This window comes from Flavobacterium myungsuense (genome assembly GCF_042677265.1).
Classification (GTDB): Bacteria; Bacteroidota; Bacteroidia; order Flavobacteriales; family Flavobacteriaceae; genus Flavobacterium; species Flavobacterium myungsuense.
This window is the reverse complement of sequence record NZ_JBHTIZ010000005.1, coordinates 150,426-176,203: the sequence shown is the minus strand read 5'-3', so window position 1 is coordinate 176,203 and position 25,778 is coordinate 150,426. Positions and strand designations below refer to the sequence as shown.

At 30.0% G+C, this 25,778-nt stretch carries 24 protein-coding genes; 7 read left to right on the top strand and 17 right to left on the bottom strand.

What is annotated here, in order from left to right; translation table 11 throughout:
* Positions 1 to 83: 83 nt before the first annotated feature.
* Positions 84 to 1,862, top strand: a complete 1,779-nt coding sequence (argS, locus tag ACFQ0S_RS01270) for an arginine--tRNA ligase (protein ID WP_379755196.1) — start codon at positions 84 to 86, stop codon at positions 1,860 to 1,862.
* Between the two features lie 2 nt (positions 1,863 to 1,864).
* Here the strand turns inward: argS and ACFQ0S_RS01265 are convergent, their stop codons facing one another.
* From ACFQ0S_RS01265 to ACFQ0S_RS01255, 3 genes are read right to left on the bottom strand one after another with little or no spacing between them, the layout of a single operon-like run.
* Positions 1,865 to 4,378 carry a TonB-dependent receptor gene (locus ACFQ0S_RS01265; RefSeq protein WP_379755199.1) on the bottom strand — a complete coding sequence of 838 codons (2,514 nt, stop codon included), beginning with the start codon at positions 4,376 to 4,378 and terminating at the stop codon, positions 1,865 to 1,867.
* Positions 4,379 to 4,402: 24 nt separating this feature from the next.
* Positions 4,403 to 5,296 carry a FecR family protein gene (locus ACFQ0S_RS01260; protein ID WP_379755201.1) on the bottom strand — a complete coding sequence of 298 codons (894 nt, stop codon included), beginning with the start codon at positions 5,294 to 5,296 and terminating at the stop codon, positions 4,403 to 4,405.
* A gap of 42 nt (positions 5,297 to 5,338) precedes the next feature.
* Positions 5,339 to 5,860, bottom strand: a complete 522-nt coding sequence (locus ACFQ0S_RS01255) for an RNA polymerase sigma factor (RefSeq protein WP_379755204.1) — start codon at positions 5,858 to 5,860, stop codon at positions 5,339 to 5,341.
* Positions 5,861 to 5,961: 101 nt separating this feature from the next.
* Between ACFQ0S_RS01255 and ACFQ0S_RS01250 the strand changes: the two genes are divergently transcribed.
* A complete protein-coding gene (locus tag ACFQ0S_RS01250; protein ID WP_379755207.1) occupies positions 5,962 to 6,984 on the top strand; it encodes a hypothetical protein in 1,023 nt (340 codons plus the stop codon).
* Positions 6,985 to 7,045: 61 nt separating this feature from the next.
* On the opposite strand, the gene ACFQ0S_RS01245 is transcribed toward ACFQ0S_RS01250, so the two are convergent.
* Genes ACFQ0S_RS01245 through ACFQ0S_RS01220 form a run of 6 tightly spaced genes read right to left on the bottom strand, consistent with a single transcriptional unit; the run spans position 7,046 to position 10,589 of the window.
* Positions 7,046 to 7,591 (bottom strand): YceI family protein, encoded by a 546-nt coding sequence (locus tag ACFQ0S_RS01245; protein WP_379755210.1) that lies wholly within the window; start codon positions 7,589 to 7,591, stop codon positions 7,046 to 7,048.
* 12 nt (positions 7,592 to 7,603) lie between these two features.
* Positions 7,604 to 7,969 (bottom strand): hypothetical protein, encoded by a 366-nt coding sequence (locus ACFQ0S_RS01240; RefSeq protein ID WP_379755213.1) that lies wholly within the window; start codon positions 7,967 to 7,969, stop codon positions 7,604 to 7,606.
* A gap of 11 nt (positions 7,970 to 7,980) precedes the next feature.
* Complete coding sequence (locus ACFQ0S_RS01235; protein ID WP_379755216.1) at positions 7,981 to 8,853, bottom strand: DUF5777 family beta-barrel protein; 873 nt, start codon at positions 8,851 to 8,853, stop codon at positions 7,981 to 7,983.
* A 13-nt stretch (positions 8,854 to 8,866) separates the two neighbouring features.
* On the bottom strand, positions 8,867 to 9,250 hold the full coding sequence (locus ACFQ0S_RS01230; RefSeq protein WP_379755219.1) for an OB-fold protein: 384 nt from the start codon (positions 9,248 to 9,250) through the stop codon (positions 8,867 to 8,869).
* Positions 9,251 to 10,030, bottom strand: coding sequence for a T9SS type A sorting domain-containing protein (locus ACFQ0S_RS01225; RefSeq protein WP_379755222.1), 780 nt, complete (start codon positions 10,028 to 10,030; stop codon positions 9,251 to 9,253).
* 28 nt (positions 10,031 to 10,058) lie between these two features.
* Positions 10,059 to 10,589: an ankyrin repeat domain-containing protein gene (locus ACFQ0S_RS01220; protein ID WP_379755224.1), complete on the bottom strand. Its 531-nt coding sequence runs from the start codon at positions 10,587 to 10,589 to the stop codon at positions 10,059 to 10,061.
* A 321-nt stretch (positions 10,590 to 10,910) separates the two neighbouring features.
* Here ACFQ0S_RS01220 and ffh point away from each other — a divergent pair, with 321 nt between their 5' ends.
* Entirely contained in the window at positions 10,911 to 12,260 is a 1,350-nt protein-coding gene (gene ffh, locus ACFQ0S_RS01215) for a signal recognition particle protein (RefSeq protein ID WP_379755227.1), read from the top strand.
* Positions 12,261 to 12,354: 94 nt separating this feature from the next.
* Positions 12,355 to 13,236, top strand: coding sequence for a bifunctional 5,10-methylenetetrahydrofolate dehydrogenase/5,10-methenyltetrahydrofolate cyclohydrolase (locus ACFQ0S_RS01210; protein WP_379755230.1), 882 nt, complete (start codon positions 12,355 to 12,357; stop codon positions 13,234 to 13,236).
* Positions 13,237 to 13,307: 71 nt separating this feature from the next.
* On the opposite strand, the gene rluF is transcribed toward ACFQ0S_RS01210, so the two are convergent.
* From rluF to ACFQ0S_RS01185, 5 genes are all read right to left on the bottom strand, one after another.
* The gene (gene rluF, locus ACFQ0S_RS01205) at positions 13,308 to 14,120 is read right to left on the bottom strand and encodes a 23S rRNA pseudouridine(2604) synthase RluF (RefSeq protein ID WP_379755233.1); all 813 of its coding nucleotides are present in this window, start codon (positions 14,118 to 14,120) and stop codon (positions 13,308 to 13,310) included.
* A 188-nt stretch (positions 14,121 to 14,308) separates the two neighbouring features.
* The gene (locus ACFQ0S_RS01200; protein ID WP_379755236.1) at positions 14,309 to 15,154 is read right to left on the bottom strand and encodes an alpha/beta hydrolase; all 846 of its coding nucleotides are present in this window, start codon (positions 15,152 to 15,154) and stop codon (positions 14,309 to 14,311) included.
* A gap of 127 nt (positions 15,155 to 15,281) precedes the next feature.
* A complete protein-coding gene (locus tag ACFQ0S_RS01195; RefSeq protein ID WP_379755239.1) occupies positions 15,282 to 16,061 on the bottom strand; it encodes a zinc ribbon domain-containing protein in 780 nt (259 codons plus the stop codon).
* A gap of 5 nt (positions 16,062 to 16,066) precedes the next feature.
* Positions 16,067 to 17,161, bottom strand: a complete 1,095-nt coding sequence (locus tag ACFQ0S_RS01190) for a Nif3-like dinuclear metal center hexameric protein (RefSeq protein ID WP_379755654.1) — start codon at positions 17,159 to 17,161, stop codon at positions 16,067 to 16,069.
* A 15-nt stretch (positions 17,162 to 17,176) separates the two neighbouring features.
* The gene (locus tag ACFQ0S_RS01185) at positions 17,177 to 17,749 is read right to left on the bottom strand and encodes a hypothetical protein (RefSeq protein WP_379755242.1); all 573 of its coding nucleotides are present in this window, start codon (positions 17,747 to 17,749) and stop codon (positions 17,177 to 17,179) included.
* A gap of 75 nt (positions 17,750 to 17,824) precedes the next feature.
* Here ACFQ0S_RS01185 and lpxK point away from each other — a divergent pair, with 75 nt between their 5' ends.
* From lpxK to ACFQ0S_RS01170, 3 genes are all read left to right on the top strand, one after another.
* Positions 17,825 to 18,835 (top strand): tetraacyldisaccharide 4'-kinase, encoded by a 1,011-nt coding sequence (lpxK, locus tag ACFQ0S_RS01180; RefSeq protein WP_379755244.1) that lies wholly within the window; start codon positions 17,825 to 17,827, stop codon positions 18,833 to 18,835.
* 236 nt (positions 18,836 to 19,071) lie between these two features.
* Positions 19,072 to 20,133 carry a hypothetical protein gene (locus tag ACFQ0S_RS01175; RefSeq protein WP_379755247.1) on the top strand — a complete coding sequence of 354 codons (1,062 nt, stop codon included), beginning with the start codon at positions 19,072 to 19,074 and terminating at the stop codon, positions 20,131 to 20,133.
* A gap of 250 nt (positions 20,134 to 20,383) precedes the next feature.
* A complete protein-coding gene (locus ACFQ0S_RS01170) occupies positions 20,384 to 21,196 on the top strand; it encodes a purine-nucleoside phosphorylase (RefSeq protein ID WP_379755250.1) in 813 nt (270 codons plus the stop codon).
* 218 nt (positions 21,197 to 21,414) lie between these two features.
* Here ACFQ0S_RS01170 and ACFQ0S_RS01165 read toward each other — a convergent pair whose 3' ends face one another.
* From ACFQ0S_RS01165 to lipA, 3 genes are read right to left on the bottom strand one after another with little or no spacing between them, the layout of a single operon-like run.
* Positions 21,415 to 23,595: an ATP-binding protein gene (locus tag ACFQ0S_RS01165; RefSeq protein ID WP_379819038.1), complete on the bottom strand. Its 2,181-nt coding sequence runs from the start codon at positions 23,593 to 23,595 to the stop codon at positions 21,415 to 21,417.
* A gap of 42 nt (positions 23,596 to 23,637) precedes the next feature.
* Positions 23,638 to 24,636 (bottom strand): type I glyceraldehyde-3-phosphate dehydrogenase, encoded by a 999-nt coding sequence (gap, locus tag ACFQ0S_RS01160; protein ID WP_379755256.1) that lies wholly within the window; start codon positions 24,634 to 24,636, stop codon positions 23,638 to 23,640.
* 3 nt (positions 24,637 to 24,639) lie between these two features.
* Positions 24,640 to 25,509 carry a lipoyl synthase gene (gene lipA / locus ACFQ0S_RS01155; protein WP_379755259.1) on the bottom strand — a complete coding sequence of 290 codons (870 nt, stop codon included), beginning with the start codon at positions 25,507 to 25,509 and terminating at the stop codon, positions 24,640 to 24,642.
* Between the last annotated feature and the right edge of the window lie 269 nt (positions 25,510 to 25,778).

Sequence of the window (25,778 nt, the reverse complement as noted above, 5' to 3'; positions counted from 1 at the left end):
ATTATTTTAAGAACCAAATTCTATTTTTAGATTGCTTTATATATGTTTACATTTGCAGACTTAAAAATCATAATTTAACTACAATGTCATTATCAAAAATTCTTTTTCCACATATACAAAATGCGATCGCTTCTTTATTTGATGTGAGCATAGAAAATATAGAATTTCAATCTACACGTAAAGAATTTGAAGGCGATATCACTATGGTTTTGTTTCCACTTTTAAAACAAATCAAGAGTAATCCAGTTGAAATAGGAAATAAATTAGGAAATTATTTAGTAGAAAATACTAGTGAAGTAGTGCATTTTAATGTTGTTTCTGGTTTTTTGAATATTGTAATTTCAGATAAGTATTATTTAAAATTTTTTAATGAAATAAAACAAGACTTGCAGTATGGATTTGTAACTCCTAATCAAAATGATAAGGCAGTTATGGTTGAATATTCATCGCCTAATACTAATAAACCACTGCATTTAGGTCATGTTAGAAATAATCTTTTAGGGTATTCAGTTGCAGCAATAATTAAAGCCTCTGGAAAAAAAGTTTATAAAACCCAAATTATTAATGATAGAGGAATTCATATTTGCAAATCGATGTTAGCTTGGCAAAAATTTGGAAACGGAGAAACTCCTCAAAGTTCTGGTTTAAAAGGCGATAAGTTAGTAGGTAAATATTATGTTGCATTTGATAAAGCATATAAAGATCAAATCAATCAATTAATTTTAGAAGGAAAAACTGAAGATGAGGCTAAAAAACAAGCGCCTATTATTATAGAAGCTCAAAAAATGCTTCTAGATTGGGAAGCTGGTGATGAAAAAGTAGTGCAACTCTGGAAAACCATGAATCAATGGGTATATGATGGTTTTGCTATCACTTATAAAAACCTGGGTGTAGATTTTGATACCTATTATTACGAAAGTGATACCTATTTATTAGGAAAAGATGTCGTACAAATTGGTCTAGAGAAAGGCGTTTTCGAAAAAGATCCGGATGGTTCAGTTTGGATTGATTTAACAGAAGACGGTTTAGATAGAAAAATTGTCCTTCGTTCAGACGGAACAGCGGTTTATATGACACAAGATATTGGCACAGCAATTCAACGAGTAAAAGATTTTCCCGATGTTGGAGGAATGGTCTATACAGTAGGAAACGAACAGGATTATCACTTTAAAGTGTTGTTTTTAATTTTGAAAAAGCTAGGATTTGATTGGTCTAAAAACTTATTCCATCTTTCCTACGGAATGGTCGATTTACCATCAGGAAAAATGAAATCACGTGAAGGAACTGTCGTTGATGCCGACGATTTAATGGAAGATATGGTTCAAACGGCAAAAGAATTGTCTGAGGAACTTGGTAAATTGGAAGGCTATTCTGACGAAGAAAAAGCAAAATTATACACAATTATTGGTCTTGGCGCACTAAAATATTACATTTTAAAAGTCGATCCTAAAAAGAGAATCCTTTTTAATCCTGAAGAATCTGTTGATTTTGCTGGAAATACAGGGCCTTTTATTCAATATACCTATGCTAGAATCCAATCTATTCTTCGAAAAGCCGATTTTGATTTAGAAGTTATCATTGATGATCTAGTATTGCATCAAAAAGAGAAAGAATTAATCAAACAATTAGAATTATATCCTGAGATAATTCAAAACGCTGCCCAAAATCATAGCCCAGCATTAATTGCCAATTATACGTATGATTTAGTAAAGGAGTACAACTCGTTTTACCAAACGGTTTCTATATTAGGAGAAGAAGATAGTATCAAAAAAACATTTAGAGTGCAACTCTCTAAAAAAGTGAGCGATACGATACGTTCAGCATTTTCATTATTAGGGATTGAAGTCCCTGAGAGAATGTAATTTTAAAAATTGACTCTAAAACTTACATTTGGTGTTCTTTGTAGGGCGAATGTTTTCACTTTTTCAGTAGTATTTTGTTCAGTATTTACTCTATAAAATTCGTTTATTTCATTTTGTTTGTTCAATAAATTTAAAACTGAAAAACCTATTCTGTATTGGGTTTCTTTACTGTCTTTCCATTTATAAGTTGTCGAAAAATTAACTTGAAGAAAAGAGTTTAAATGATTGTTATTAGGTAAGTTATAGTCTATAATAGGATTTGAAATGTCTAAAACATCCGATTGAATTGAAGTTCCTGGTCTTCCTGAATACCATTTTGAACCTAAAGCCAATTTTAAATTCTCTTTTTCATAGATTCCTGCCCATGATACCGCATGATCGAGTTCGAAATTATTTGAAAAAACGGGTACTTCAAATTTTGGAAAATAATAATTATTATCATTATAAGTATAACTTATCCAGGAGATAAAGTGATTTACTTTCTTTTGTAAAACTATTTCGGTTCCTATTACGGTATATTCGCCATTAATTTTTATAAATTCCAATTGATTTTGAAACCCTTGCCCAGAACTGTTAATTCCTGTTACTTTTTTATAAAAATTCTCGATACTCAATAACCAATTATTCTTTGTATAGGAAAAGCTTACTGCTACTTGTTTGCTTTTCTGAATAGGAATTGAAGTGCTATTGGCTAAAATCCATCTTCTTTTTTCAATTCCAAAATAATCTTTTTGTAAATCAATTACTTGAAAGGAGTTTTGACTTTTATATTCACCTAAAATTTCTAGATTAATATTATTTGTAATTCCGTAATTAAATTGCAATCTCGGTTCAAAAATATAAGTATTAAATTGCTCAATATAGTTCAATCGTAATCCTGAATTAATTCGTATTTTGGAAATAGAATCATTAAATTTTCCTTCAACGATAATTGCGTGACTTCGTAGCACATTTTTCGTTTTTCTATAAAATTGGGGATTATTTACAACATCTAGATTTATAGTGCTGATTTCATTAAATTGATACCCATTCTTGAAACTAAATTTAGAACTTATTTTATGCAAATTTTCAATTTTAATGCCAATATCTAAAACCTCATTCTCTTGTTTTACATTCTGATTTGTTTCAATTTTATTTTGCTGTGCATCGAGCTCATAAGATGATGAATATACATTTAAAATACTACTGTTAGTTTTATTCCAAAATCTTTTCCAAGAAAGATTTCCTCCAATGTTGTTTTGATACAAAGTGTTTTTCTCAGATTGAATTAACTTATTTAATAAATTAGATTGGAATATATTTATCTTATCATTTATAACAATAAAATCAAATATAAGATGATTTTTTTGTCCTATTTTTTGTGAATATTTGAGCGTTGTATCATAAAAAAAGAAAGAGCTATCATCAGAATAATTAGTATTTATTGAATTAGAATTATTAATGATGTTAGTATTTTGAAATGCTTTATTAAAATATTCTTGATAAGTAGGAGTCTGAACTAAATCTGTTATGGATCTACGTGCTGAAATTTCTATAAATCCTTTAGTATTAATTTTAAACTTAGAATAGATATCGGCGTTTATCATATTTATAGCTGCACTAAAGCTGTTTTTTTCAAAATCATTTGGGTTAGACGATATGTCAACAACACTAGAAACACTTTCGCCATAAAATGCGGAGCTTCCGTTTTTATAAATAGATACGGTATGCGCTAAATTTGGATTAAAAGCTGATATTAAGCCAAAAAAATGTCCAGTTTGATACATTTTTATTCCATTCCATAAAAATAAATTTTGATCGTGTGTACCGCCTCTAACATTAATACTGGCAACACTTTCATCGGCACTATTTATCCCAGGTATTTGTTGCATAGCTTGTAACACATCTGCTTCAATTAAACCTGGTAAAATTCCGAGTTTTTTAGGTTTCATTTCAAAAGTGCCATCTGTAGTTTTGACAATTCCTGATGTTAAATAATGATTGGTTGTAATATCAGCTAATGTTGCTATTTCTTGCTCTAAAAAAAGAGTTATACAATTTTTATCTTGAATGTCTTTGAAAATTATTTTTTGTGTTGTATAGCCAATGTAACTAATTACAATTTCATTTGAATTCTGTTTTTGTAGTTCAAAATAGCCATTTTTATCGGTTATAGTATTATACCCATTGTTAAAATGAATATTTGCATTTTCAATTGGAATTTTTTCGTTTTTACTAAAAACATAGCCACAAACTTTTATTAATTCAGGTTTTTTTTTATAAAAAACAGTGATAAATTCATTGTCTATGTTGTCAAAAGAGAGGTTGGTTTTCTTTTGTAGATATTTTATTTTTTCATTTAATGATAAATTGCTTTTAGGAGCTAAAATACTAATGGTATTAATTTCACTATCTATAAAATTAAATATCACATGATGTTGTTTTTCAATAGTTTGAAAGATAATTTTTAAAGGAATCGCTTTGTTTTTGTCTTGTGCATTACTACTCAAGGCTAAAACAAAGCAAACAAACAACAAACAATTACGTTTTAAAAAAAACATCTATTTTTCCTCAAAAATTATTTTATTAGAAGTTACTTTCATAGTTTTGAAATGATAGGCTGTTGCAATAATTTCTAGTGCAATGTCTAAATTGTCAGTTGGTATTTTTCCCGTAAATAGTTCGTCAGGATGATTGGTTCTTATTTCAATATTCACATCGTATTGCCTCTGAATTTCATCTATTAAATACTTTAAACTTTCTTTTTTAAAAGCAATTTTATTGTCTAGCCAGTCTGGTTTGGTATGAGCTACTATTGAGTTAATTTGCAACTCATTATCAAAGGTTACTGATTTTCCTGGAGTTAATATGATTTCTTTGTGCTTATAATTTACTTTTACTTTTCCTGTAAAACAGGTAACATCAAATCTGTTTTTTCTGACTTTTACATCAAATTGAGTTCCTAAAACAGTTACTTTTCCTAATGGAGTTGTTACCTCGAAACGTTTGCCTTTTGCGACTTTAAAAAACGCTTCACCTTTTAAAAATAAATTTCTGTTTTCTGACCAATTCCATTTTTTATAATCTATTTCTGAGTCAGAGTTCAAAATCACTTCTGAATTATCTGGTAAAGTAAAGGTAGTCTTTTTTCCATTAGTAGCACTTTTGGTTTCTGTAACAAAGTTTCGCATAACAAATGTAACGCCAATAAAAAGGATAACAATTGCTGCAATTTTAAATACCCAATTTCTAAACAAAGGAATAGTTTTTGTTTTATTGTTTTCTAAAATATTTTTATAAAGTTGGCTTTCCTCAAAAAGAGGAGCCTTTAATTGACTAGAATAGGTTTCAATTTTAGAGTAGGTATTGTATTCTGGTGTTTTTTTGAATTCATCTAGCTCATTTTGAGTCATTTCTCCAGCCAACCATTTTGCTAAATTGTAATTTTCTTTCATGCTTTTTTCATTTGTATGTAAACATATTAATAGCTAAAAACCCTACTTAATTTGTTCTATTTCATTTCTTAAATATACTAATGCGCCATGAATTCTTTTTTCTACTGCTTTAACGCTAATGCCTATTATTTCTGCAATTTCGCTATACTTTTTTCCTTCAATTCGATGCAAAAGAAATGCGGTTCTTTGGGCTTCTGTTAGATTTGATATGGCTTTTTCTAATTTAACTTTAAATTGTTCTTCTTCAAGTATGAACTCTGGATTAACATTTGTTTTGTCTGAATTGACATTATTTTTGGCGTAACTCAAAACTACTTTTTTATGAGCTATCTGATTTAATGTATTGTTATTGGCAACTGTATATAGAAATGATTTGGCTTTTTCTATAGGAACTTCAGAACATTTTTCCCATAATTTAATAAATGCCTCTTGGGTCATATCATTTGCTTGTTCTTCATTTCCAAATTTAAAGTACAAGTAATTTCGTAATAACTTAACATTGCTTTTGAAAAAGTTTGAAAAAGCGATTTCTTCACAAATACCAATAGATTTTGGTTTATACATTGCTAATTATAAATTTCATAGAGTGTGAAGTTAAAAAAAATAATTGTAGTTAGGGTTTTTTTGTTCAAATTTGTTTTATGGTTGCTGTCAACAATAATACTATGAAAATTTACCAATTTGTAATAATTACATTATTAATCCTATTTGTGTTTTCTTGTCAAAATGATGATGAAAACGAAATTAGGGTTTCTAGTACGAGTTTAACTAAATTTGTTCCACTTACTTCTTTACTTTCTAGAGTTTCACAATATCCAACTGCAATTGATAATGTTTTAGATGGTACTAGTTATTGTAGTGTTCAATTGCCCGTATCGGTTATCGTCAATTATAATAGAATAGAGGTTTCATCTCAAGATGATTATGCATTAGTTACTAGTATTATAGACAAATATTCAAATGATGACGATAAAATTAATTTTGTATTTCCCATAACTATTGTTTTTAGAAACTATAGTACACAAAAATTAAATAACGAAGTTGAATTAGAAAAGTTATTAGATAGTTACGGTCAATATTACGATTATACAGAGATAGATTGTATTGATTTTAATTTTCCAATAGCTATTAATTCTTATGACAGTAATAGTCAACAAGCAAAAACATATACAATTCAAAATAATTCTCAATTATATAATTTTGTTTACAATTTAAAAGAGACCGATTTTTTTGCACTTGATTTTCCAATAGCAATGACATCTAAAATTGACGGAAAAACAATAGAGGTAAATAACAATAGTGAATTGAAAAGTAGCATTGTTAATGAAATTATCAAATGCGAAATACCCTCTGTTGAAAATAAAGATATATCAAGTATAATAAGTAAGGGAACTTGGTATATTTCCTATTTTTTAGATAAAGATGACGATAAAACAAACGAATTTGAAGGGTATAATTTTACTTTTTTATCGAATGGATATGTATCTTTAATTAAAAATAGCACCACAATTAATGGCACTTGGAATTCATATTCAGATGATGGAATAAAAAAGTTAAATATGACTTTTTCAGAAGATATTCTCGATGAATTAGATGAGGATTGGAAAGTAATTGAGTTTAATTCAACAAATATTCGATTAAAAAGCGAAGACTCTGAGCCACATTATCTGTATTTAAATAAATTGTAAAAAAAACCGTCTAAAAGTTTTACTCTTCAGACGGTTGTTTTTTGTAACAAAATATATGACTTTATTTTTCTTCTAGCACAAAGTTTAAAGTAATTTTAATATTCTCTGCAAATTTTTCTTTAACTAAATTTGGAATATCTATTTTATAATCGGCAGCTTTTACCGAAAAGGCACTAGTAGCAGTAATTTTTCTAGCATTTAATATAAGACTGATTTTAGTTTTAATTTTTTTAGTTACGCCATGAATCGTCAAATCTCCTTCTATATCATAACTAGTTTTTGTTGCTGATAATTTTGAAGCCGAAAAATTTAAAACCTTACCTTTAAAAGTAGCTTTAGGAAATTTCGAAGATTCCATATAATTTTCATTAAAATGTTCTTCCATCAATGGCGCTTTAAATTTAAATGCTTTAATTAAAGCTAAAGCAACAAAATCGCCAGTAGCTTCATCAAAAATACAAGATACAGTATTGTTTGTTGCAGCTATTTCTACTAGGTCAGGCATCGATGCATCAAACTTGATTTCTCCAGATCGGGTAATCATTTTCTGAGAAAACACAAGACTTACAACAAAAAAACAAATGGTTAAGAGTGCAACTTTTTTCATATTTATAATATATTATTTTGGAAAATCTTTTGTAGCCCACAATTGTATCATGTCTATTGTAGCTTGTGGCATTTTACCACTTGTTGGCATAATTTTTCCACACACTCCATTTATTCTACATAATAAATTTCCGTCATATGTAGCTTCTTTTACTTGGTCATAGTTTTCTAAGGGAGGATATGTACCTCCTGTAGAATGACAACCTGCACATTTTGTTGTTATAACGGATTCAATATTTTTCGAATAGGTAGGGTCGGTAACAACAGCTGATATATCTTGATACGAAGTAGAGTCGCAAGACGTTACTGAATTAGCCACAAGAAAGCAAAGAATTACTAGTGTAAGTATTGCTTTTGATAAAATTTTTATTTTTTTCATATCTATATTTTTTAAAAAACTCTGTACATATTAAATCCAAAATAAACGCTACCACCATTCCAATCACCTGCCGCGTTGGTAAAAATGGCTACATCATTCATAGGCTGACAATTAGAGAATACCATTTGAAAAACATGTCCGCCAGTTTCAATATCTAAGCCTATAGTTAGTGGGTTGCTGTATGGTGATTTAAATTCATCCGGTAAATTTACTCTCCCAGCATATTCTAAATTTAAACTCAATCTTTTCGATAATTTATATCTAGCTCCAGCGGCCAACAATAATGTGTTTTCTTGGTCTAAAATCCCGTCATATAAATTTTTATGAACAAAAATAGGCGCTAATTGAAATGAAAACGAATCTGAGAATTTTCTAGAAACTAGCAGTTGCGTTGTATAAGCAAATCTGTGATTAGATTTCAATCCTGGCAAGGATTCGTCTTTTTTTAGTTCGCTATCAATATCCATGGTATTGTATCCCACAATGGTAATAGGAAATCCGTCAACTTCTTGATTGGCTAATTTGTATTTTGCAGCTAATTCATAGGTTTTGCGATAGGTATGTCTTGAGGCTCCAACAGAAAGCCAATTGGCAACACCATAAATTCCTCCAATTTTTGTTAATGCATTGTCTAAGCCAAAGAAATTATTAATTCCTTCTGTTAAATCTCCAAATCGATGTGAAACTAGAAAATAAAATTCGCCTTTTACGGGTAATTTTGTTGATTGCATATTGCATATTTGCAATCCCTTGAAAGTAGCAATTTCTATTTCTTTCTTGTCAGATTTTACAGAGTCAAGTTGGTTTAACAAGTCATCTTGGGCTGTGGCTAAAGCCAATCCAAAAAAGACAAAAGCAAGTGTAAAAAGGTTTTTAATTTTCATATTCTATTCTTTATTAATTACAAAAACATTGATCTAATTTTAATTCTCCCATTAAATCATCAAATCCAACTACTCTTCCTTTTACAGTTACGGTTTGATTTTTAACTAAAGTAGTATTCGGATTTTTTAATATACAAATTATAGCGTTGTCAACTATTATTTGGGTTGAGTTTACATCAGTTATAGTTCCTTTTACGGCGACAGCTTTTTCTAAATATTTTTTGTTAGATAATTCTTGATTGGTTGTAAACTCATCAAGAATGGCTTTAGAGGAAAGAGTAAATTCAGCCTTCTCAGTTGATAAATCCCTAGCGCCACCATGCATTACATATTGATAAGTAAAAAGACCTAATAGCAAAATGATTACCAACGATGTGATAATTATAGTTTTTTTCATTTATTTCAGTATTATTTTCTTGATAACTTTGTCTTCGTTGTTGGATATTTCTATAAAATATATTCCTTTAGTAAAACTCGATAAATCTACAGCATTTTCTTGGTTATTTGTATCTGATTCAATTTCTTTTAACAATTTTGCATTGGTATCAAAAATTTTAATTTTAGAAATTTGAGTAGTACTGTTTTTAGTAATGGTAAATATTCCGTTTGATGGATTTGGATAAATATTCAATTTTTCTAAAGAAGAAAAGTTCTCAGTTCCTAACGTAGCAAAAGTAAGACCTTTTGTTCCAAAAGAAGAATGCTCAACAGTAGGATCAATCGTGTTTGAAGGGCCATAAGCCCAAATGATGTTTAGTGAGTTTGAAGCAAAGTTAAAAGTATAATCTTCGCTATCATTTGTATTAAATTTTCGTGTTGCTACGATTGTTCTAGAAGTTCCACTTACGGCATTACTAACAACTGTTAAATTATTAGTCGTATCATCATTAGCTTCCTGATGACCTCCGGGAAGGTATTGATCTAAAAGTGTTGTTCCTGAAGAAGTAAAACAATCAGTATTTGAAGCCATAGTAGTTGCATTAAACCCAATAGTAAACCATCTTGTCGAAGGACCAACCAAAGTGATTGTAGCTGTTGAAGTAGTTTGATTTAAATCAATTTTAATGGTCATTAAGTTGGTTCCCGTTTTCAGAGTAACCACTCCAGAAGATTTTGTTTGAGCAAATGAAATATTCATTAATGCCAAAGTTGCTAATAGTAGGTAAGATTTTTTCATTTTTTTAAATTTTTGGGTTTGTAATTTTTTATTGATCTAAAAGAATTATTAATTCGGTGTTTTTATTAAAATTTGCAAAATCAAGTGCGGTTTTTCCATCACTATCTTTCTGATTTTTTGCAGCGCCAGCATGAATTAAAAGTTTAGCAATATCATTTTTATTAAAGAAAACGGCATAAATTAATGCTGTTTTTCCTTGTGAATCAAATTGGTTTAAATCGGCTTTAACAGCAATCAATTTTTCTACTATTTCAATATTTCCCGACATTACAGCTGCCATTAAGGCTGAACCCATTCCTGAATTGTAATTTAAATCGGCAACTTTATCAGCAAGAAACAACGCAACAGGTACATTAGCTCTGTAGCAAGCTAAAATTAACGGACTTGATTTTCTTTCGTCGACAGTATTTACAATAGATGGATTCTTTTTATAAATTGTTTCAATTTCAATTAGTGTTCCTTTTCTTGCAATATCAAACACATTTTTTTCTTGTGAAAACAAAATAAAACTATTGATAATAAACACAATGGAGATTAAAAAAAGGTTCGTATTTTTCATAAGTTAGGTTAATTTCTTAGTTTGGGAAAAAAAGGATTTTAGTTTAGATTAACGTTGAATCGAACTTTAAATTGCTTTTCATCGATCATTTATTGTAAAACATTCAAAAGAAAGGAAACCCTACCTCTAAAAAAATAAATTATTCAAAATATTTTAAGCTTAAATTTCATCCACTTTGAAATACAAAGCTCAAAAAAGATATCAAAGTATACGTTACATAATTATAGGGAATAGTTATATAATTTTCAGGGTTTTTATTTACAATAACTTTCAAACTTAAAAATCAAATGCTTAAATTTGCCCTTCAATAAATAAAAAATTATGTTCAATAATTTAAGCGATAAATTAGATAAAGCCTTTCATATTCTAAAAGGCCACGGAAAAATAACTGAAGTTAACGTAGCCGATACATTAAAGGAAGTACGTCGTGCTTTGCTAGACGCCGATGTTAATTTTAAAACAGCTAAAGATTTTACAACCAAAGTAAAAGAAAAAGCGATTGGTCAAGATGTATTAACCACGCTTCAACCAGGACAACTTTTAGTTAAAATTGTAAAAGACGAACTAACAGAATTAATGGGTGGCGATGTTTCAGGAGTTAATCTTTCTGGAAACCCAACCGTTATTTTAATGTCAGGATTACAAGGTTCTGGTAAAACTACTTTTTCAGGAAAATTGGCTAATTTCCTAAAAACAAAAAAGAATAAAAATCCGCTTTTAGTAGCTTGCGATGTCTATCGTCCTGCTGCTATCAATCAATTACACGTAGTTGGAGATCAAATAGGAGTTGAGGTTTATTCAGAGTTAGGGAATAACAATCCTGTTGAAATCTCAGTTAACGCTATAAAATATGCCAAAGAAAAAGGGTATAATGTAGTTATTGTAGATACTGCTGGTCGTCTTGCTGTAGATGAGGAGATGATGACCGAAATTGCTAATGTTCATAAAGCTATTCAACCACACGAGACTTTATTTGTTGTTGATGCTATGACGGGTCAAGATGCGGTAAATACGGCAAAAGCTTTTAACGAAAGATTAAATTTTGACGGAGTAATCCTTACAAAATTAGATGGAGATACTCGAGGTGGAGCGGCCATTTCTATTAAGTCGGTAGTAAACAAACCGATTAAGTTTGTTGGAACTGGAGAAAAAATGGATGCTATAGATGTGTTTTATCCTTCTCGTATGGCAGAGCGAATTCTAGGAATGGGAGACGTTGTGTCATTAGTAGAAAGAGCACAAGAGCAATTCAACGAAGAGGAAGCTAGAAAAATTCAAAAGAAAATTGCCAAAAACGAATTTGGTTTTGATGATTTTCTTTCTCAAATTCAACAGGTTAAGAAAATGGGAAATATGAAGGACTTGGTAGGGATGATACCTGGAGCTTCAAAGGCAATGAAAGATGTTGAAATAGAAGATGATGCTTTCAAACATATTGAAGCAATTATCCATTCTATGACTCCTATTGAAAGAAGTAAGCCTGCTATAATTGATGTAAAAAGAAAAAATAGAATAGCAAAAGGCTCTGGAAGAAAAATTGAAGAAGTCAACCAATTGATGAAACAATTTGACCAAATGAGTAAGATGATGAAAATGATGCAAGGCCCTGGTGGAAAAAACATGATGAAAATGATGAGTGGTATGAAAGGTGGAATGCCAGGAATGAGATAAATTTTATTCCAAGTTTCAGGTTTACTTCGTCTGTTCGCCGTTCTGGCTTGAGTCAAGTTGTTGAAACCTGAAACTTTAAACTTAAAAAAAAAAAATGCAACTACTAGACGGAAAAAAAACTTCTGAAGATATAAAAAACGAAATCGCAGCCGAAGTTCAAAGAATGAAAGCCAACGGCCAAAAAGTACCTCATTTAGCAGCAGTTATTGTTGGTACCAACGGAGCCAGTTTGACTTATGTAGGAAGCAAAGTAAAATCATGTCAACAAATTGGTTTCGAGTCTACACTAGTTGCTTTGCCAGAAAATATTTCTGAGGAAGAATTACTAGACAAAATTAAGGAGTTGAATGAAGATGACGATTTAGATGGCTATATTGTTCAGTTGCCATTACCCAAACACATCAACGAAGAGAAAATCTTAATGGCTATTGATCCTGAAAAAGATGTCGATGGATTTCATCCAGCTAATTTTGGAAAAATGGCTTTAGAAATGGAAACATTTTTACCTGCAACTCCTTTTGGAATAATGGAATTGTTAGAACGATATAAAGTTGAAACCTCAGGTAAACATACTGTAGTTATAGGACGTAGTCACATTGTAGGACGACCAATGAGTATCTTGATGAGCCGTAAAGGGTATCCCGGAGATTCAACCGTAACATTAACTCACAGCAGAACCAAAAATATTGAAGAATACACCAAAAATGCGGATATTATCATCACAGCACTTGGAGTTCCTAATTATCTAAAAGCCGATATGGTAAAAGATGGAGTAGTCGTAATTGATGTGGGAATCACGAGAGTTGAAGATGCTTCGCACCCAAAAGGATATGTTATTACTGGCGATGTTGATTTTGAAAGTGTAAGCAAGAAATCTTCCTTTATTACGCCAGTTCCCGGTGGAGTAGGACCAATGACGATTGCAATGTTATTGAAAAACACACTTTTGGCACGAAAAATTAGAAGTAGAAAGTAAAGAACTATTAGATTTACGTAAAACCCAAGACGAAAAGGCTTGGGTTTTTATTTTATAATAATTCAGAAATTTTAATAATCTCCTTTTTTCTTATATCTAGGATCGTCTCTTTTAATAAATTCTGTTCTACGTTTTATAGGTTCCGCTTTTGGTAAACTGGCTTCTTCAGTTTTACTCGAAGGTTCGATGAGTTGGTTCAGTTCTTTGATTTCAGCATCTGTCAAATCACGATAGCGACCTACAGGAACGTCTAATGAAATATTGATAATTCGAATGCGTTTCAATGCTGTAACTTCATAACCCAAATACTCACACATTCTACGAATTTGACGGTTTAAACCTTGCGTCAAGATGATTTTAAAAGTGCTTGAACTGATTTTTTCTACTTTGCATTTTCGGGTAACCGTATCTAAAATAGGAATGCCATTACTCATTTTTTCAATAAAACGGTCTGTAATTAATTTGTTGACCGTAACGGTATATTCTTTTTCGTGGTTGTTTCTGGCACGAAGAATTTTATTGACAATATCACCATCATTGGTCATAAAAATCAAACCCTCACTGGCTTTGTCTAATCGACCAATAGGGAAAATACGTGTTGGATAATTGATGTAATCGACTATATTATTGCGAACTTCTAAATTGGTGGTGCATTCGATACCAACAGGTTTATTGAAAGCAAGATAAATGGGTTTTTCTCTTTTTTCTCGAATTAATTTGCCATCTATGCGCACTTCATCATCGGGAGAAACTTTGGTTCCTAATTCAGGCACCACTCCGTTGATGGTGACACGACCTTCTTCAATAATTTTGTCGGCTTCACGACGAGAGCAAAAGCCTGTTTCTCCGATGAATTTATTGAGACGTTTTAGATTTTCTTCCATAACGCAAAAATAGGTATTTAGGTTGTCTGTTTGTAAAGTTCGTGCATAAATTTGTTAATTATAAAATGGTATAAATTCCTATAACTGGTTTATAGCCCTGATGGAAGCGGAAATCCTGTACTTGTTTTACAAACAAGTGCAGATTGTAACGGACAGCAGGAAGAAGCAATTTTAGAAATGCCTTAAAATTATGCTTCTAATAGAAAAGCAGTAATTTGAGTATAGAGTTTTTCGTCATGTAGACTATGTCCTAAGCCTTGCGTTTCGTGATATATTGCGTTTGTCCATGTTTTTGAAATTTTTATTCCTTCATTTACATTTACAATTTTATCGTGACTGTCGTGAGCAATATATGCTTTTTGAGAAAAGTTTTTTGAAAATAGATGAACCGAAAAGGTATCGATTTTAACATTAAATCGATCTTCAGATTGCTTTTTTAGATACTGGCTAATTTTGGAATTCAGACTCAATAAGTTGATATAATTATCAATTATAATTTTCATTTCAGAAGGGCTTCCCAGTAAAACTATTTTTTCTAAGTTTGAATTGGGATATTTGTGTAAATAAAAAGCACTTGCTGCTCCTCCAATAGAGTGTGCGATTATTGTTTTTGGATTGTATTTTTGGATTGTAGCATGAATAAATTCAGTGTATTGAGGCACATTAAATTCTTTTCCGCTACTGAGTCCATGAGCAGGGGCATCAATTGCAATAATGGTGCTTCCTGTTTGATGTAAAAAGGGCATCATTTTTTTCCATCGAGAAGCGTTACTTTCCCAACCATGAACTAATAAGATTACATTGTCATCACCTAGCCATTTATAGATTTGAATTTGATGATTGTTGTACTCTATAATTTCAGTACTTGTATTTTGTAAAAATTTAGGTAAATTCTCCTTTGTTAATTTTCCTTTACGTGGTTCGCTAAATAATTGATACGCAATTACAGAAGCCTTTTTTGGATTTATATAACTTAAAATATTAAGGTAAAAACCTATAGATTTAACAAGTATGAAATATTTGATTTTTTTCATATGTGTAAATTTCATTCGTTAATGGGCACATATGGTATAGCCTTTTACATATTTGTGTTTGTTTGGAACAAACTTGATTTAGTGGCGATTTCATAAAAAAAAGTCCCACACTTGCGGGACTCTATTTTTAAAATGTAGAAAATAATTTTTCCATTTTTTCTTTTTCCTCTTCTGCAAGCGAAGTGTCTACTAATATTCTTCCGGAATGTTCATCAATAATGATTTTCTTTCTACCCGCTATTTCTACTTGAGTTTGTGGCGGAATAGTAAAAAATGATCCTGCAGAAGCGCCTCTTTCTATAGAAACTACTGCTAAACCGTTACGAACACTGCTTCTAATTCTTTTGTAGGCAGTTAATAATCGTTCCTCAATAAGAGCTTCATATTCAGCTGATTTTTCAGATAAAAAAGATTCTTCCTTTTGAGTTTCTGACATAATATCGCTTAACTCCGCTTTTTTATGTTTCAAGTGACTTGATTTTGCTTCTAATCTTTCTTTAGATTCTGAAATGACTTGCTTTTTATGCTCCATAGAAGCTTTCATTTCTTTGATTTGCTTTTCAGCCAATTGAATTTCCAATTCTTGAAACTCCACTTCTTTTGTTAACGAATTGAATTCTCTGTTGTTACGAACCGTATCTTGTTGTTTAGTATACTTTTTTATAGCCGTTTGATGCTCTTCAATAGCATTCTTTTTAGCTTTTATTTGTTCTTCAATAACTTCTAAATCTTGTTTTAGTTTCTCGTTTCTTGAACTTAAACCAGCAACTTCATCTTCTAAATCTTCTACTTCTAAAGGCAGTTCCCCTCTCACATTTCTGATTTCGTCAATTCGGGTGTCAATTAATTGTAAATCATACAATGCTCTTAACTTTTCTTCAACGTTTAATTCTTTTGTATTCGCCATAATATTTATAAGTACTTAACAGGATTGGTATTTTCTTCTGATAAAATGATTGCAAAATTAAGGATTTTTTTCCTAAGAAAATCAACAATATAATTTTTTGTATACTGTTCGCTTTCAAAATGTCCAATATCAGCTAAAAGTATCTGATTTTCAGCCTCATAAAAATTATGATACTTTAAATCGGCAGTTAAAAAAACATCGGCTCCAGCTAAAATTGCTTTTTTTATGGCAAAACTTCCTGAGCCTCCCAGTACGGCAACCTTTTTTACTGGTTTGCCTGTGTATTGAGAATGTCTAATTCCTTCGGCTTGCATCTTATCTTTTACATAATGTAGAAAATCTTTTTCATTCATAGCGGTTTTTAATTCACCAATCATTCCTAAACCAATATTTTGATTTAAATTTTGCAAATCGTATATTTCGTAGGCCACTTCTTCATAAACGTGCTTGTTAAACAAGGCTTTTAGTATTTTTTTCTCTAAATGTTTCTCGAAAGTTACTTCAATTTTTATTTCTTTATTCTCTACAAACTCAAAACGTTCTCCAATTTCAGGATTGCTTTGTTCATTTCCCATGTAGGTCCCAATTCCCTGAGAATTAAAACTACAGTTTTCGTAATTTCCAATAGTTCCTGCTCCAGCATCAAAGAGCGCATTTCGAACTTCTTCAGCATTTTCTGGAATGGTATACGTTACTAATTTCCGAATAAAATTTGGCTTCGGAACAAGAATTTTGGTGTTAGTTAAACCTAAAGCATCACAAAATATTTTATTTACACCTTCTTTATGATTGTCTAAAGCAGTATGAACAGCATAAATAGCAATTTCATTTTTAATGGCTTTCATCACCACACGTTCTACATAATTTTTTCCAGTAATTTTTTTTAGTCCCGAAAAAATAATTGGGTGGAAGCAAACAATGAAATTGCATTTTTTTGCAATAGCTTCATCGACCACATTTTCTAATGCATCGTGGCACACCAAAACTCCTTTAGCTTGAGTTTCAGGATTTCCAATTAGGAGACCAACATTATCAAAGTCTTCGGCATATGCCAATGGCGCCATTGCCTCTAATTCAGTAATAATTTCTTTTATTTTAATCACTTTATAGTTTTTTTAAGTTGACCATGAATTAAGATATTCCTTAATAATCCATTTTTCATTTATTTTTTCTAATAATAAAATAGAACTACTATTGTGTTCAATATTTCTAAAAAACACCACTTTTACTAGAGCAATATTTTTTTTAGAAAAGTAAAATGGCTTGCTAATAATCATTAAACGTTGATTGTTGAGGTTTAATTTTTTTGATATTTCTTGATATTTTTCTAACGTAACACAAGTATTTATTTTCGTTTTTAGCGTATTTTTTTCTAAATTATAAATGAAATTTAATTCGTTTGACCAATCTCTTTCAGCAAAATCAGTATTAATTTTCGATCTAATTTCATTTATAAATTCTTGTGGCAATTTTTTATCTTTTATGGCTTCAATTAATTCTTCGTTGTTGTTTGCTTGATTGCAGTATAAATACAGCAATTGGCTTCGACCCTTATATACAGGCTTTTCATTTTTGTAATAGGTTTCTAAAATTGTTTGTAGCACCAATGAGTTTTGATTTTCTTGAGCAAAAGAAAATTGACTTAAAAAAACTATTATTAGGATTAATTTAATGGCAATACGATTCATGTCAAGTTGTGTAAATCAATTACGGTGATTTAAATTATTTTTTCTTTCAAAGATAAAATATTATACTTTCGTAAAATGATTTTATTGCGAAAAATACTCTTTCCATTTGCTGTTTTATACGGTTGGATTATGCAATGCCGAAATTTTCTATATGATAAAGGTTTTTTAAAATCCTATTCATTCGACTTACCCATAATTGCTGTTGGTAATTTAAGTGTTGGAGGAACAGGTAAAACTCCACAAATAGAATATTTAATCCGATTGCTTTCAGATAATTATAAAATTGCCACTTTAAGTCGTGGTTATAAGAGAGAATCGAAAGGATTTGTTTTGGCTGATGAGACTTCAACGGCTGCTATTCTTGGAGATGAGCCGTATCAGTTTTATAGAAAGTTTCCAAAAATTCAGGTTACTGTTGATGCGGATAGAAAAAACGGAATTGAACAATTGCTATCTTTACCAAATAAGCCTAATATTATTTTGCTAGATGATGCCTTTCAGCATCGAAAAGTAAAAGCTGGATTTTATATTCTTTTAACCGCCTATGATGATTTGTTTTGTAATGATTATATTTTACCAACCGGAAATTTACGCGAAAGTAGGAGTGGAGCCAATAGAGCCAATTGTATTATTGTAACGAAATGCCCTAAAGTTATTTCAGAGTTAGAGCGAGATGAAATTAGAAAAAAATTAGGTTCAAACAACCCCGTTTTTTTTAGTTCTATTGAATATGATGATTGTATTTATTCTGCAAACGAATCAAAACAAGTAAGTGAAATAAAGAATCTAAATAAATTATTGATTGCTGGAATTGCAAAGCCTAAATCTTTTTTCGATTTTTTAAAGAATCAAAATGATACTTCTTTAACTTTTCCGGATCATCATCATTTTACTGCTTCTGATATTTTAACAATAAAAAGTAAAGCTAAAGGTTCTTTAATAATAACAACAGAAAAAGATTATGTGCGGTTAAGAAATAGTATCCCTAATAATCAGCTCTTTTACCTACCTATAAAAACTTCTTTTATCTCTGAAAGAACTACTTTCGATTCAATTATAAGTGATTATTTAAAAATCACAATCTAAACTATTTATTGCATACTTAAAATTAAAAGTATTGTAATCTGATTATAAATTTAGCTATAATCTTTTAATTACGCTTATTTCCTTTAATTATTTTGTAATACTATACTTATTTATTTTAAAAAAAGATGTATTTCATCGATTAAATAGGTGTTTAATCGTTTAAAAATTATTTTTATAAATATTCTTTATTTACTTTTGAATCAATATTTCAAAAAGTAGTATTAATAAGTATAATTATGAAACTAAATTTATTTTTAGTCGATTTAAATTTTCAAAAGTTAGCTTTAGCTTTCTTACTAATCTTTCCAATAACATTTTGTAGTTCTCAGAATTACAGGAATGCTGTTGCTTATGTAAATGATTTTGGAAGAAACGAAACTTTCATTAATGCATCAATGATGGAATATTCTAAAACTATCGCACTTATATCTCCTGAAAATAGAGTAAACAAATCATCTACAGAACTCGTTGATAAACTTTTAAAATTAAATGAAGTTTTAGAAACACATGATAAAGGGTTTAAAAATGATACACGTTTACGAGATGCTATGATAGAATTAAATACTGCTGTTTCGGTGTTTATGACCTCTAAGACTAGTGATTTTAACGATTATAAAAGCCAAAGTTTACTAAGTATTGAAGATATTACAGAAAATTTCAGACTTAAAGAATTAGATATTGAAAAATTATATCAGAAATTTAGAAATTACGAAAAGGTAAAAAAAGAATTTGGTGAACAATATAACATTCCTATAAAGTTTTATTCAGGATTGAACATTTATGAATACAATACGTATCAAAATTTAATTTTTTATAAAATAAATGTTTTAGATGAAAAGTTGATGTTTGCAATAAACAATAGAGATTTACCAAATATTGATATTTGTAAAAATAAAATTGTTGAAATTTGCCATGAATCATTACAAAAAACTAAGCTTTACAGAGATCAGTTTATAGATGAAACTTTAAATTCAGCCAATATTTTATTTTCTAATTTTTTCTTATATCAGGACTTAACTTTATTACCAATCACAATTAATTTTTTTCAATTTTCTGAACAGTTTCAATTATTAAAATGTAAAATGGTTATTGATAGCTCCTTTATTCCTATGGATGATTACAATAAACAGGTTCGAACTTATAATTCTTTAAAAAATAATTTTTATGACACTTTATATGACGTAAATGCTAAAAAAAATACTCTTATTAATAATTGGGTAATTACAAATAGTTCCTTCCTTAAAAACAATTGTAGTTTTGATATAAATGATTACAAATTCCTAGCTGAAGAGAACTAAATTGATTATATATTGTTAATTGCAATAAACGATTTTTATACCACTAAAAAAGTTTCACATTAGGTTTGAGTATATTGCTAAATATAGCAAATAAATAGCAAGTTTGTTGTACTATATTAAGTATTTAAGGGTTGTCCTTATTCTTTTTACAAAAATCGGCTTTATTTTATTTTATAATTTCTACTTTTGAAAAGTATTTGCATTATAAATACATTTAGAATTAATAATAAAATAAAAATAATTAGTCATTATGTGGGAAAAAGTTCAAGAAACCGTTAGTTATATAAAGTCACAAACACAATTCTCTCCAGAATACGGTGTAATTTTAGGCTCTGGTTTAGGAGGGTTTACAGATGATATTGATATAGAATACACATTACCTTATTCTGACATCCCTAATTTTCCAGTTTCAACAGTACAAGGACATAAAGGCGCATTAGTTTTTGGAACTATTGGCGATAAAAAAGTTATGGCTATGCAGGGAAGATTTCATTTTTATGAAGGATATGATATGAAAGAAGTTACTTTTCCTGTTAGAGTTATGAAATATTTAGGTGTCGAAAAACTAATTGTCTCTAATGCCTCTGGAGGAGTAAATGATAATTATGAAGTAGGTTCAATCGTATTAATTAAAGATCATATTAATATGATGCCAGAACATCCTTTGAATGGCAAAAATGATGAACGTTTTGGACCTCGATTTGTAAATATGAGCGATCCTTACAGTTTGAATATGATTCTTAAAGCTAAAGAAATTGCTAAAGCTTTATCAATAACTGTTCATGATGGAGTGTATTTAGGATTGTCAGGGCCTACTTTCGAGACTTTGGCCGAATATAAAATGGTAAAAATATTAGGTGCCGATTGCGTAGGAATGTCTACCGTTCCTGAAGTGATTGTAGCTCGTCATATGGAAATGGAAACTTTTGGACTTTCTGTAATAACCGATATGGGCAATGAAGATAATATTGAAACTGTAAGTCATGCTGAAGTTTTAGAAGCTGCAAAAAAAGCTGAACCACATGTTAGAAACCTAATAAAAGAACTTATAAAAAAATACTAGTATTAAAGCTCCACACTCATTTAGTGGGTTTTTAAATTAAAGATGAAAAATTAAAGAGTTCTAAACCATTAATAAAGTTAAGTTTACTAAGCCCAATAATTTAACCAACTTAACTTTCTTAATGGTTTATTTTTTCTTATTTATTTAAAAAAAAAATACTTTTTGAGAAAAATCGACAAGATTCGATTTATGAGCAGTATTAAATTACAGCCAACAAGTTAAATCATAAGATTTTGTGCTATAATTTTATAAAACTCATCTGGATTAAACGGTTTTGTAATAACATCATTCATACCATAGGATAAAAGCATTTCTCTATTTTCATTTAATGAAATAGCTGTTAATGCTATAATTAAAGTTTTTTTATCAAATGTACGTATTGTTTGTGTAGCTATCGTTCCGTTTATTCCTGGTAAGTGAACATCCATTAATACTAAATCGAATTTGTTGTTTTTTACTGCCTCTATGGCATCTTCACCGTTGTCTATAACCACACAATACATTCTTTTATTTTCTACCATTTTTTTGGTAATCATCTGATTGATTTTATTGTCTTCAATCAGCAATACTTTTTTATCATAAAGAATAGACTCGTCGTAGTCAGCAACTTTTTCAACAATTTTTTCATCAGTTCCAATTTTAAAACTCAAATCAAATTTAAAGGAAGAACCTTTACCCACTTTGCTTTCTACTTTGATTTTTCCGCCAAGAATATGAACTAATTTTTTTACAATTGTTAATCCTAATCCTGTACCTCCATATTTACGATTAATTTCAATAGAACCTTGAGAAAAACTATCAAAAACGGAATCTATTTTTTCTTCAGGGATGCCTATTCCAGTGTCGATAACTTCAAAGTGAATTGCTGTAAATTCTTCATTGGTTTCTGTAGAGCTAAGAATTACTTTAACCTCCCCGTTTTTAGTAAATTTTAAAGCATTATTTATCAAATTCAGAAAAATTTGAGATAGTTTAGTAGGGTCTCCAATTAAAAAATCTGGGATGTTTTCGTCAATTTCAACAGAAAAAGCATTGTTGTTAATAGATGCTAATTCTTTTAAAGAGTTTTGAATGTTGCCCAATAAAAGCTTTAAATTAAAATTAAGATTTTCTGTTTCAATTGCACTCGATTCGATTCTATTAATCTCTAAAATTTCATTAATAAAAGTTAGTAAATAATTACCTGAAAATTTCAATGAAGTTAAATAGTTCATTTGAGATTCTTTCGGATTTTCTTCTAATAATAAATGAGTAATTCCATTTATTGCATTCAATGGAGTTCTTAATTCATGGCTTACAGTAGAAAGAAACTCGGCTCTAGCCTTTGAAGCTTTTTCAGCTTTATCTTTGGCGATTTGTAGTTCATTATTTTTTTCTTTCAACAATAAGTTAGATTTTTTCTTTATGTTATTGTTCTTGTATAGTGAGAAGCTTAAAAGAGATAAAATAATTATTAAAGCAATAGCAAGGGTGCTTATTAACTTCGCTACTTTATTTGCTTTTTGTTGCTCTTTGTATTCTTTGTCCATTTGTTCAATGGTTTTCATTCTTTCCGTTTCTTTGAAGTTGGCATAATCTTCAGTGCCAATTTTCTTACTGTTAACCGAAGAAATACTGTCTTTCATTCTTATATGCTCTTTCAGATATTTATGAGATTTAAAAATGTCGAGTAATTTTTCGTGAACTATACTTAAAGAAAGTAAAATCTTCGATTTTTGTTCAATATTCTTGTCTTTTGCATTCAAGTCATAAGCACGATTCAAATAATTTAATGCTAAATTTTTTCTGTTATTTTTTAACTCAATAGAGCCTTGTTGATATAAAGCTTCCGCTTTAGTTTTAAAGACGTCTAAATAATCAGGTTTGGCAATAATTTGATCAAATATTGGAGTCGCCAATTTGTATTTTCCTTTGGCACTGTAGACAATTCCTTTTTGAAGATTTAATAACTCAACAGCGTCTGGAATTTTAATTTCAGTATAAATTCTTTGAGCATCATTAAAATAAGTTTCTGCTTTAAGAAACTCTCCTTTTTCCATATAACACAATCCTAATTTATAATAAGAGTAGGCTTGCTCGCTTGAAGGCGCAATTAAATCGTAAAAAGATAAACATTTAGTGTAGGATTCTATGGCGTCATCATATTTTTTTAAATCAAAATACAATGATGCAAGAACGGCGTAAGATCTAGCCCCTTGTTTATTATCTTTTTTATTTAGTGCAAAGTCAATAGCTTTTTGAGCAAAATCTAAAGATGATTTATAATTATTTACTTTTACATTAAAGTTTGATAATTCAACATAATATGAAACACTATCTACTTCAATGGCTTTTTTCTTTTGCCTCTGAGCAGTTAGTAATGTACTGAACAATAAAAAATAAATAAAATAAGACCTCATGAATGGCTAAGAATTGTTTTTCAAGGGTTTAAATATATGAAATTATTTCTTTACTGTTAAATTAATTAAGTCAATTATTCGAGATGAGTATCCAATTTCGTTATCGTACCAACCAATTACCTTAACCATTTTACCAATAACAGATGTTAATTGCGAGTCAAACAAACAAGAGTGAGTGTTTCCTATAATATCTACAGATACAATTGGGTCTTCAGTATAAGCTAATATTCCTTTTAACTCATGTTGTGAAGCGTTCTTAAAAGCAACATTAATTTGTTCGATAGAAACTTCATGTTTTACGTAACATGTAATATCCGTAAGTGAACCGTCTGGAACCGGAACACGAATGCCGCTTCCTCCTAATTTTCCGTCAAATTCAGGAAATATTTTTGTCAATGCTTTTGCAGCACCTGTAGTAGTAGGTACAATAGATTGACTTGCTCCTCTAGCTCTACGTAAATCCTTATGGGGTTGATCGTGTAAACTTTGATCTGTAGTGTAAGAGTGAACCGTAGTAATATACGCTTGCTCAATGCCACATAGTTCGCTAATAACCTTAATCATAGGCGCAGCATTATTTGTGGTACAGCTTGCGTTGGAAATAATAGTTTCTGTTCCGTCAAGGATGTTTTCATTTACACCTAAAACGACTGTTTTTATAGTGTCTACTTCTGAAGGTGCAGAAAGTATAACTTTTTTGGCTCCAGCCAATACATGAGCGTTGATGTCATCAAAAGTTTTATACTTGCCAGTCGATTCTACAACAACATCAATGTCTAATGATTTCCAATCGAGATTTGAAATATTTTTTTCGTGAAAAAATTGATATTGCTTGCTCTCAACCCAAATAGAAGTGTCATCATAAGAACAATCTAAAGGTAAAACTCCATGAATACTATCGTATTTAATTAAATGCGACATGGTTCTGTTGTCTGCAATATCATTTATAGCAATAACTTCAATTGTAGGATGATTTAAAAGCAATCGAAATAAATTTCTTCCAATTCTTCCAAATCCGTTAATTGCAATTCTGGTTTTCAATTTTTATAATATATGTTTTGCCGCTTTATAAGAAGAACGAACTAAAGCACCGCTTTCTACGTATCTGAATCCCAATTCTAAACCTATTTTTTCGTATTTTGCAAATTGGTCTGGTGTAATATATTCTTTTACAGGTAAATGTTTTTTACTAGGTTGTAAATACTGACCTATGGTTACCACATCAACATTTGCATTACGCAAATCATGTAAAGTTTGAATTACTTCTTCTTCCGTTTCGCCTAAACCCAGCATTATTCCTGACTTGGTTCTGTTAATTCCTTTTTCTTTTAAATAGCGCAATACTTCTAAACTTCTGTCGTATTTGGCCTGAATACGGACTTCCCGTGTCAATCTTCGAACGGTTTCAACATTATGCGAAACCACTTCGGGATTGGCTTCTACAATTCGATCTATATTTCTTTCAATACCTTGAAAATCAGGAATTAAAGTTTCTAAAGTAGTGTTTGGATTCATTCTTCGTATGGCTTTTACGGTTTCAATCCAAATTATAGAACCACCATCTTTCAAATCGTCTCTATCGACACTTGTTACAACAGCATGTTTAATATTCATTATTTTGATAGAGCGTGCTACTTTTTCAGGTTCATCCCAATCTACTGTTTCAGGTCTTCCTGTTTTTACGCCACAAAAGCCACAAGAACGCGTACAAATATTACCTAAAATCATAAAAGTTGCTGTGCCTTCTCCCCAGCATTCACCCATGTTTGGGCAACTTCCAGAAGTACAAATAGTATTCAAACTGTATTTATCTACAAGTCCACGAAGTTCAGTATATTTTTGACCAATAGGTAGTTTTACCTTTAGCCATTTTGGTTTTCCTACCGGTAATGTATTGTCTAAAACAGTTTCCATAGTCACAATTTTTGAAACGCAAAGATAAGGAAAGTTGATTGAAGAATGAGGAAAGCTTATTTCGGATTTATGATTTTTTTAGGACATGTTAAGACAGTTTAAAAAGTTGTATTAAAATGTTACTGTTATTTTTTAAACCATTAAGATAGTTGAGGCTTGTTAAGGATATTAAAAATCTTAATTAACTTAAATTTCTTAATGGTTGTAATGGTTGTAATGGATTTATATTTTTATTAAAATAAAGTAGAATTATTTTAATGAATGATAGT

Bases quoted from the DNA above. Each gene is read 5' to 3' on its own strand.
- ACFQ0S_RS01220 (WP_379755224.1), bottom strand. From the start codon at position 10,589: ATGAAAAATACGAACCTTTTTTTAATCTCCATTGTGTTTATTATCAAT.
- ACFQ0S_RS01210 (WP_379755230.1), top strand. From the start codon at position 12,355: ATGCAACTACTAGACGGAAAAAAAACTTCTGAAGATATAAAAAACGAA.
- ffh (WP_379755227.1), top strand. From the start codon at position 10,911: ATGTTCAATAATTTAAGCGATAAATTAGATAAAGCCTTTCATATTCTA.
- ACFQ0S_RS01260 (WP_379755201.1), bottom strand. From the start codon at position 5,296: ATGAAAGAAAATTACAATTTAGCAAAATGGTTGGCTGGAGAAATGACT.
- ACFQ0S_RS01245 (WP_379755210.1), bottom strand. From the start codon at position 7,591: ATGAAAAAAGTTGCACTCTTAACCATTTGTTTTTTTGTTGTAAGTCTT.
- ACFQ0S_RS01165 (WP_379819038.1), bottom strand. From the start codon at position 23,595: ATGAGGTCTTATTTTATTTATTTTTTATTGTTCAGTACATTACTAACT.
- ACFQ0S_RS01185 (WP_379755242.1), bottom strand. From the start codon at position 17,749: ATGAATCGTATTGCCATTAAATTAATCCTAATAATAGTTTTTTTAAGT.
- lipA (WP_379755259.1), bottom strand. From the start codon at position 25,509: ATGGAAACTGTTTTAGACAATACATTACCGGTAGGAAAACCAAAATGG.
- ACFQ0S_RS01255 (WP_379755204.1), bottom strand. From the start codon at position 5,860: ATGTATAAACCAAAATCTATTGGTATTTGTGAAGAAATCGCTTTTTCA.
- ACFQ0S_RS01195 (WP_379755239.1), bottom strand. From the start codon at position 16,061: ATGGCGAATACAAAAGAATTAAACGTTGAAGAAAAGTTAAGAGCATTG.
- ACFQ0S_RS01200 (WP_379755236.1), bottom strand. From the start codon at position 15,154: ATGAAAAAAATCAAATATTTCATACTTGTTAAATCTATAGGTTTTTAC.
- argS (WP_379755196.1), top strand. From the start codon at position 84: ATGTCATTATCAAAAATTCTTTTTCCACATATACAAAATGCGATCGCT.
- ACFQ0S_RS01170 (WP_379755250.1), top strand. From the start codon at position 20,384: ATGTGGGAAAAAGTTCAAGAAACCGTTAGTTATATAAAGTCACAAACA.
- ACFQ0S_RS01250 (WP_379755207.1), top strand. From the start codon at position 5,962: ATGAAAATTTACCAATTTGTAATAATTACATTATTAATCCTATTTGTG.
- ACFQ0S_RS01225 (WP_379755222.1), bottom strand. From the start codon at position 10,030: ATGAAAAAATCTTACCTACTATTAGCAACTTTGGCATTAATGAATATT.
- ACFQ0S_RS01240 (WP_379755213.1), bottom strand. From the start codon at position 7,969: ATGAAAAAAATAAAAATTTTATCAAAAGCAATACTTACACTAGTAATT.
- ACFQ0S_RS01175 (WP_379755247.1), top strand. From the start codon at position 19,072: ATGAAACTAAATTTATTTTTAGTCGATTTAAATTTTCAAAAGTTAGCT.
- rluF (WP_379755233.1), bottom strand. From the start codon at position 14,120: ATGGAAGAAAATCTAAAACGTCTCAATAAATTCATCGGAGAAACAGGC.
- ACFQ0S_RS01230 (WP_379755219.1), bottom strand. From the start codon at position 9,250: ATGAAAAAAACTATAATTATCACATCGTTGGTAATCATTTTGCTATTA.
- ACFQ0S_RS01235 (WP_379755216.1), bottom strand. From the start codon at position 8,853: ATGAAAATTAAAAACCTTTTTACACTTGCTTTTGTCTTTTTTGGATTG.
- lpxK (WP_379755244.1), top strand. From the start codon at position 17,825: ATGATTTTATTGCGAAAAATACTCTTTCCATTTGCTGTTTTATACGGT.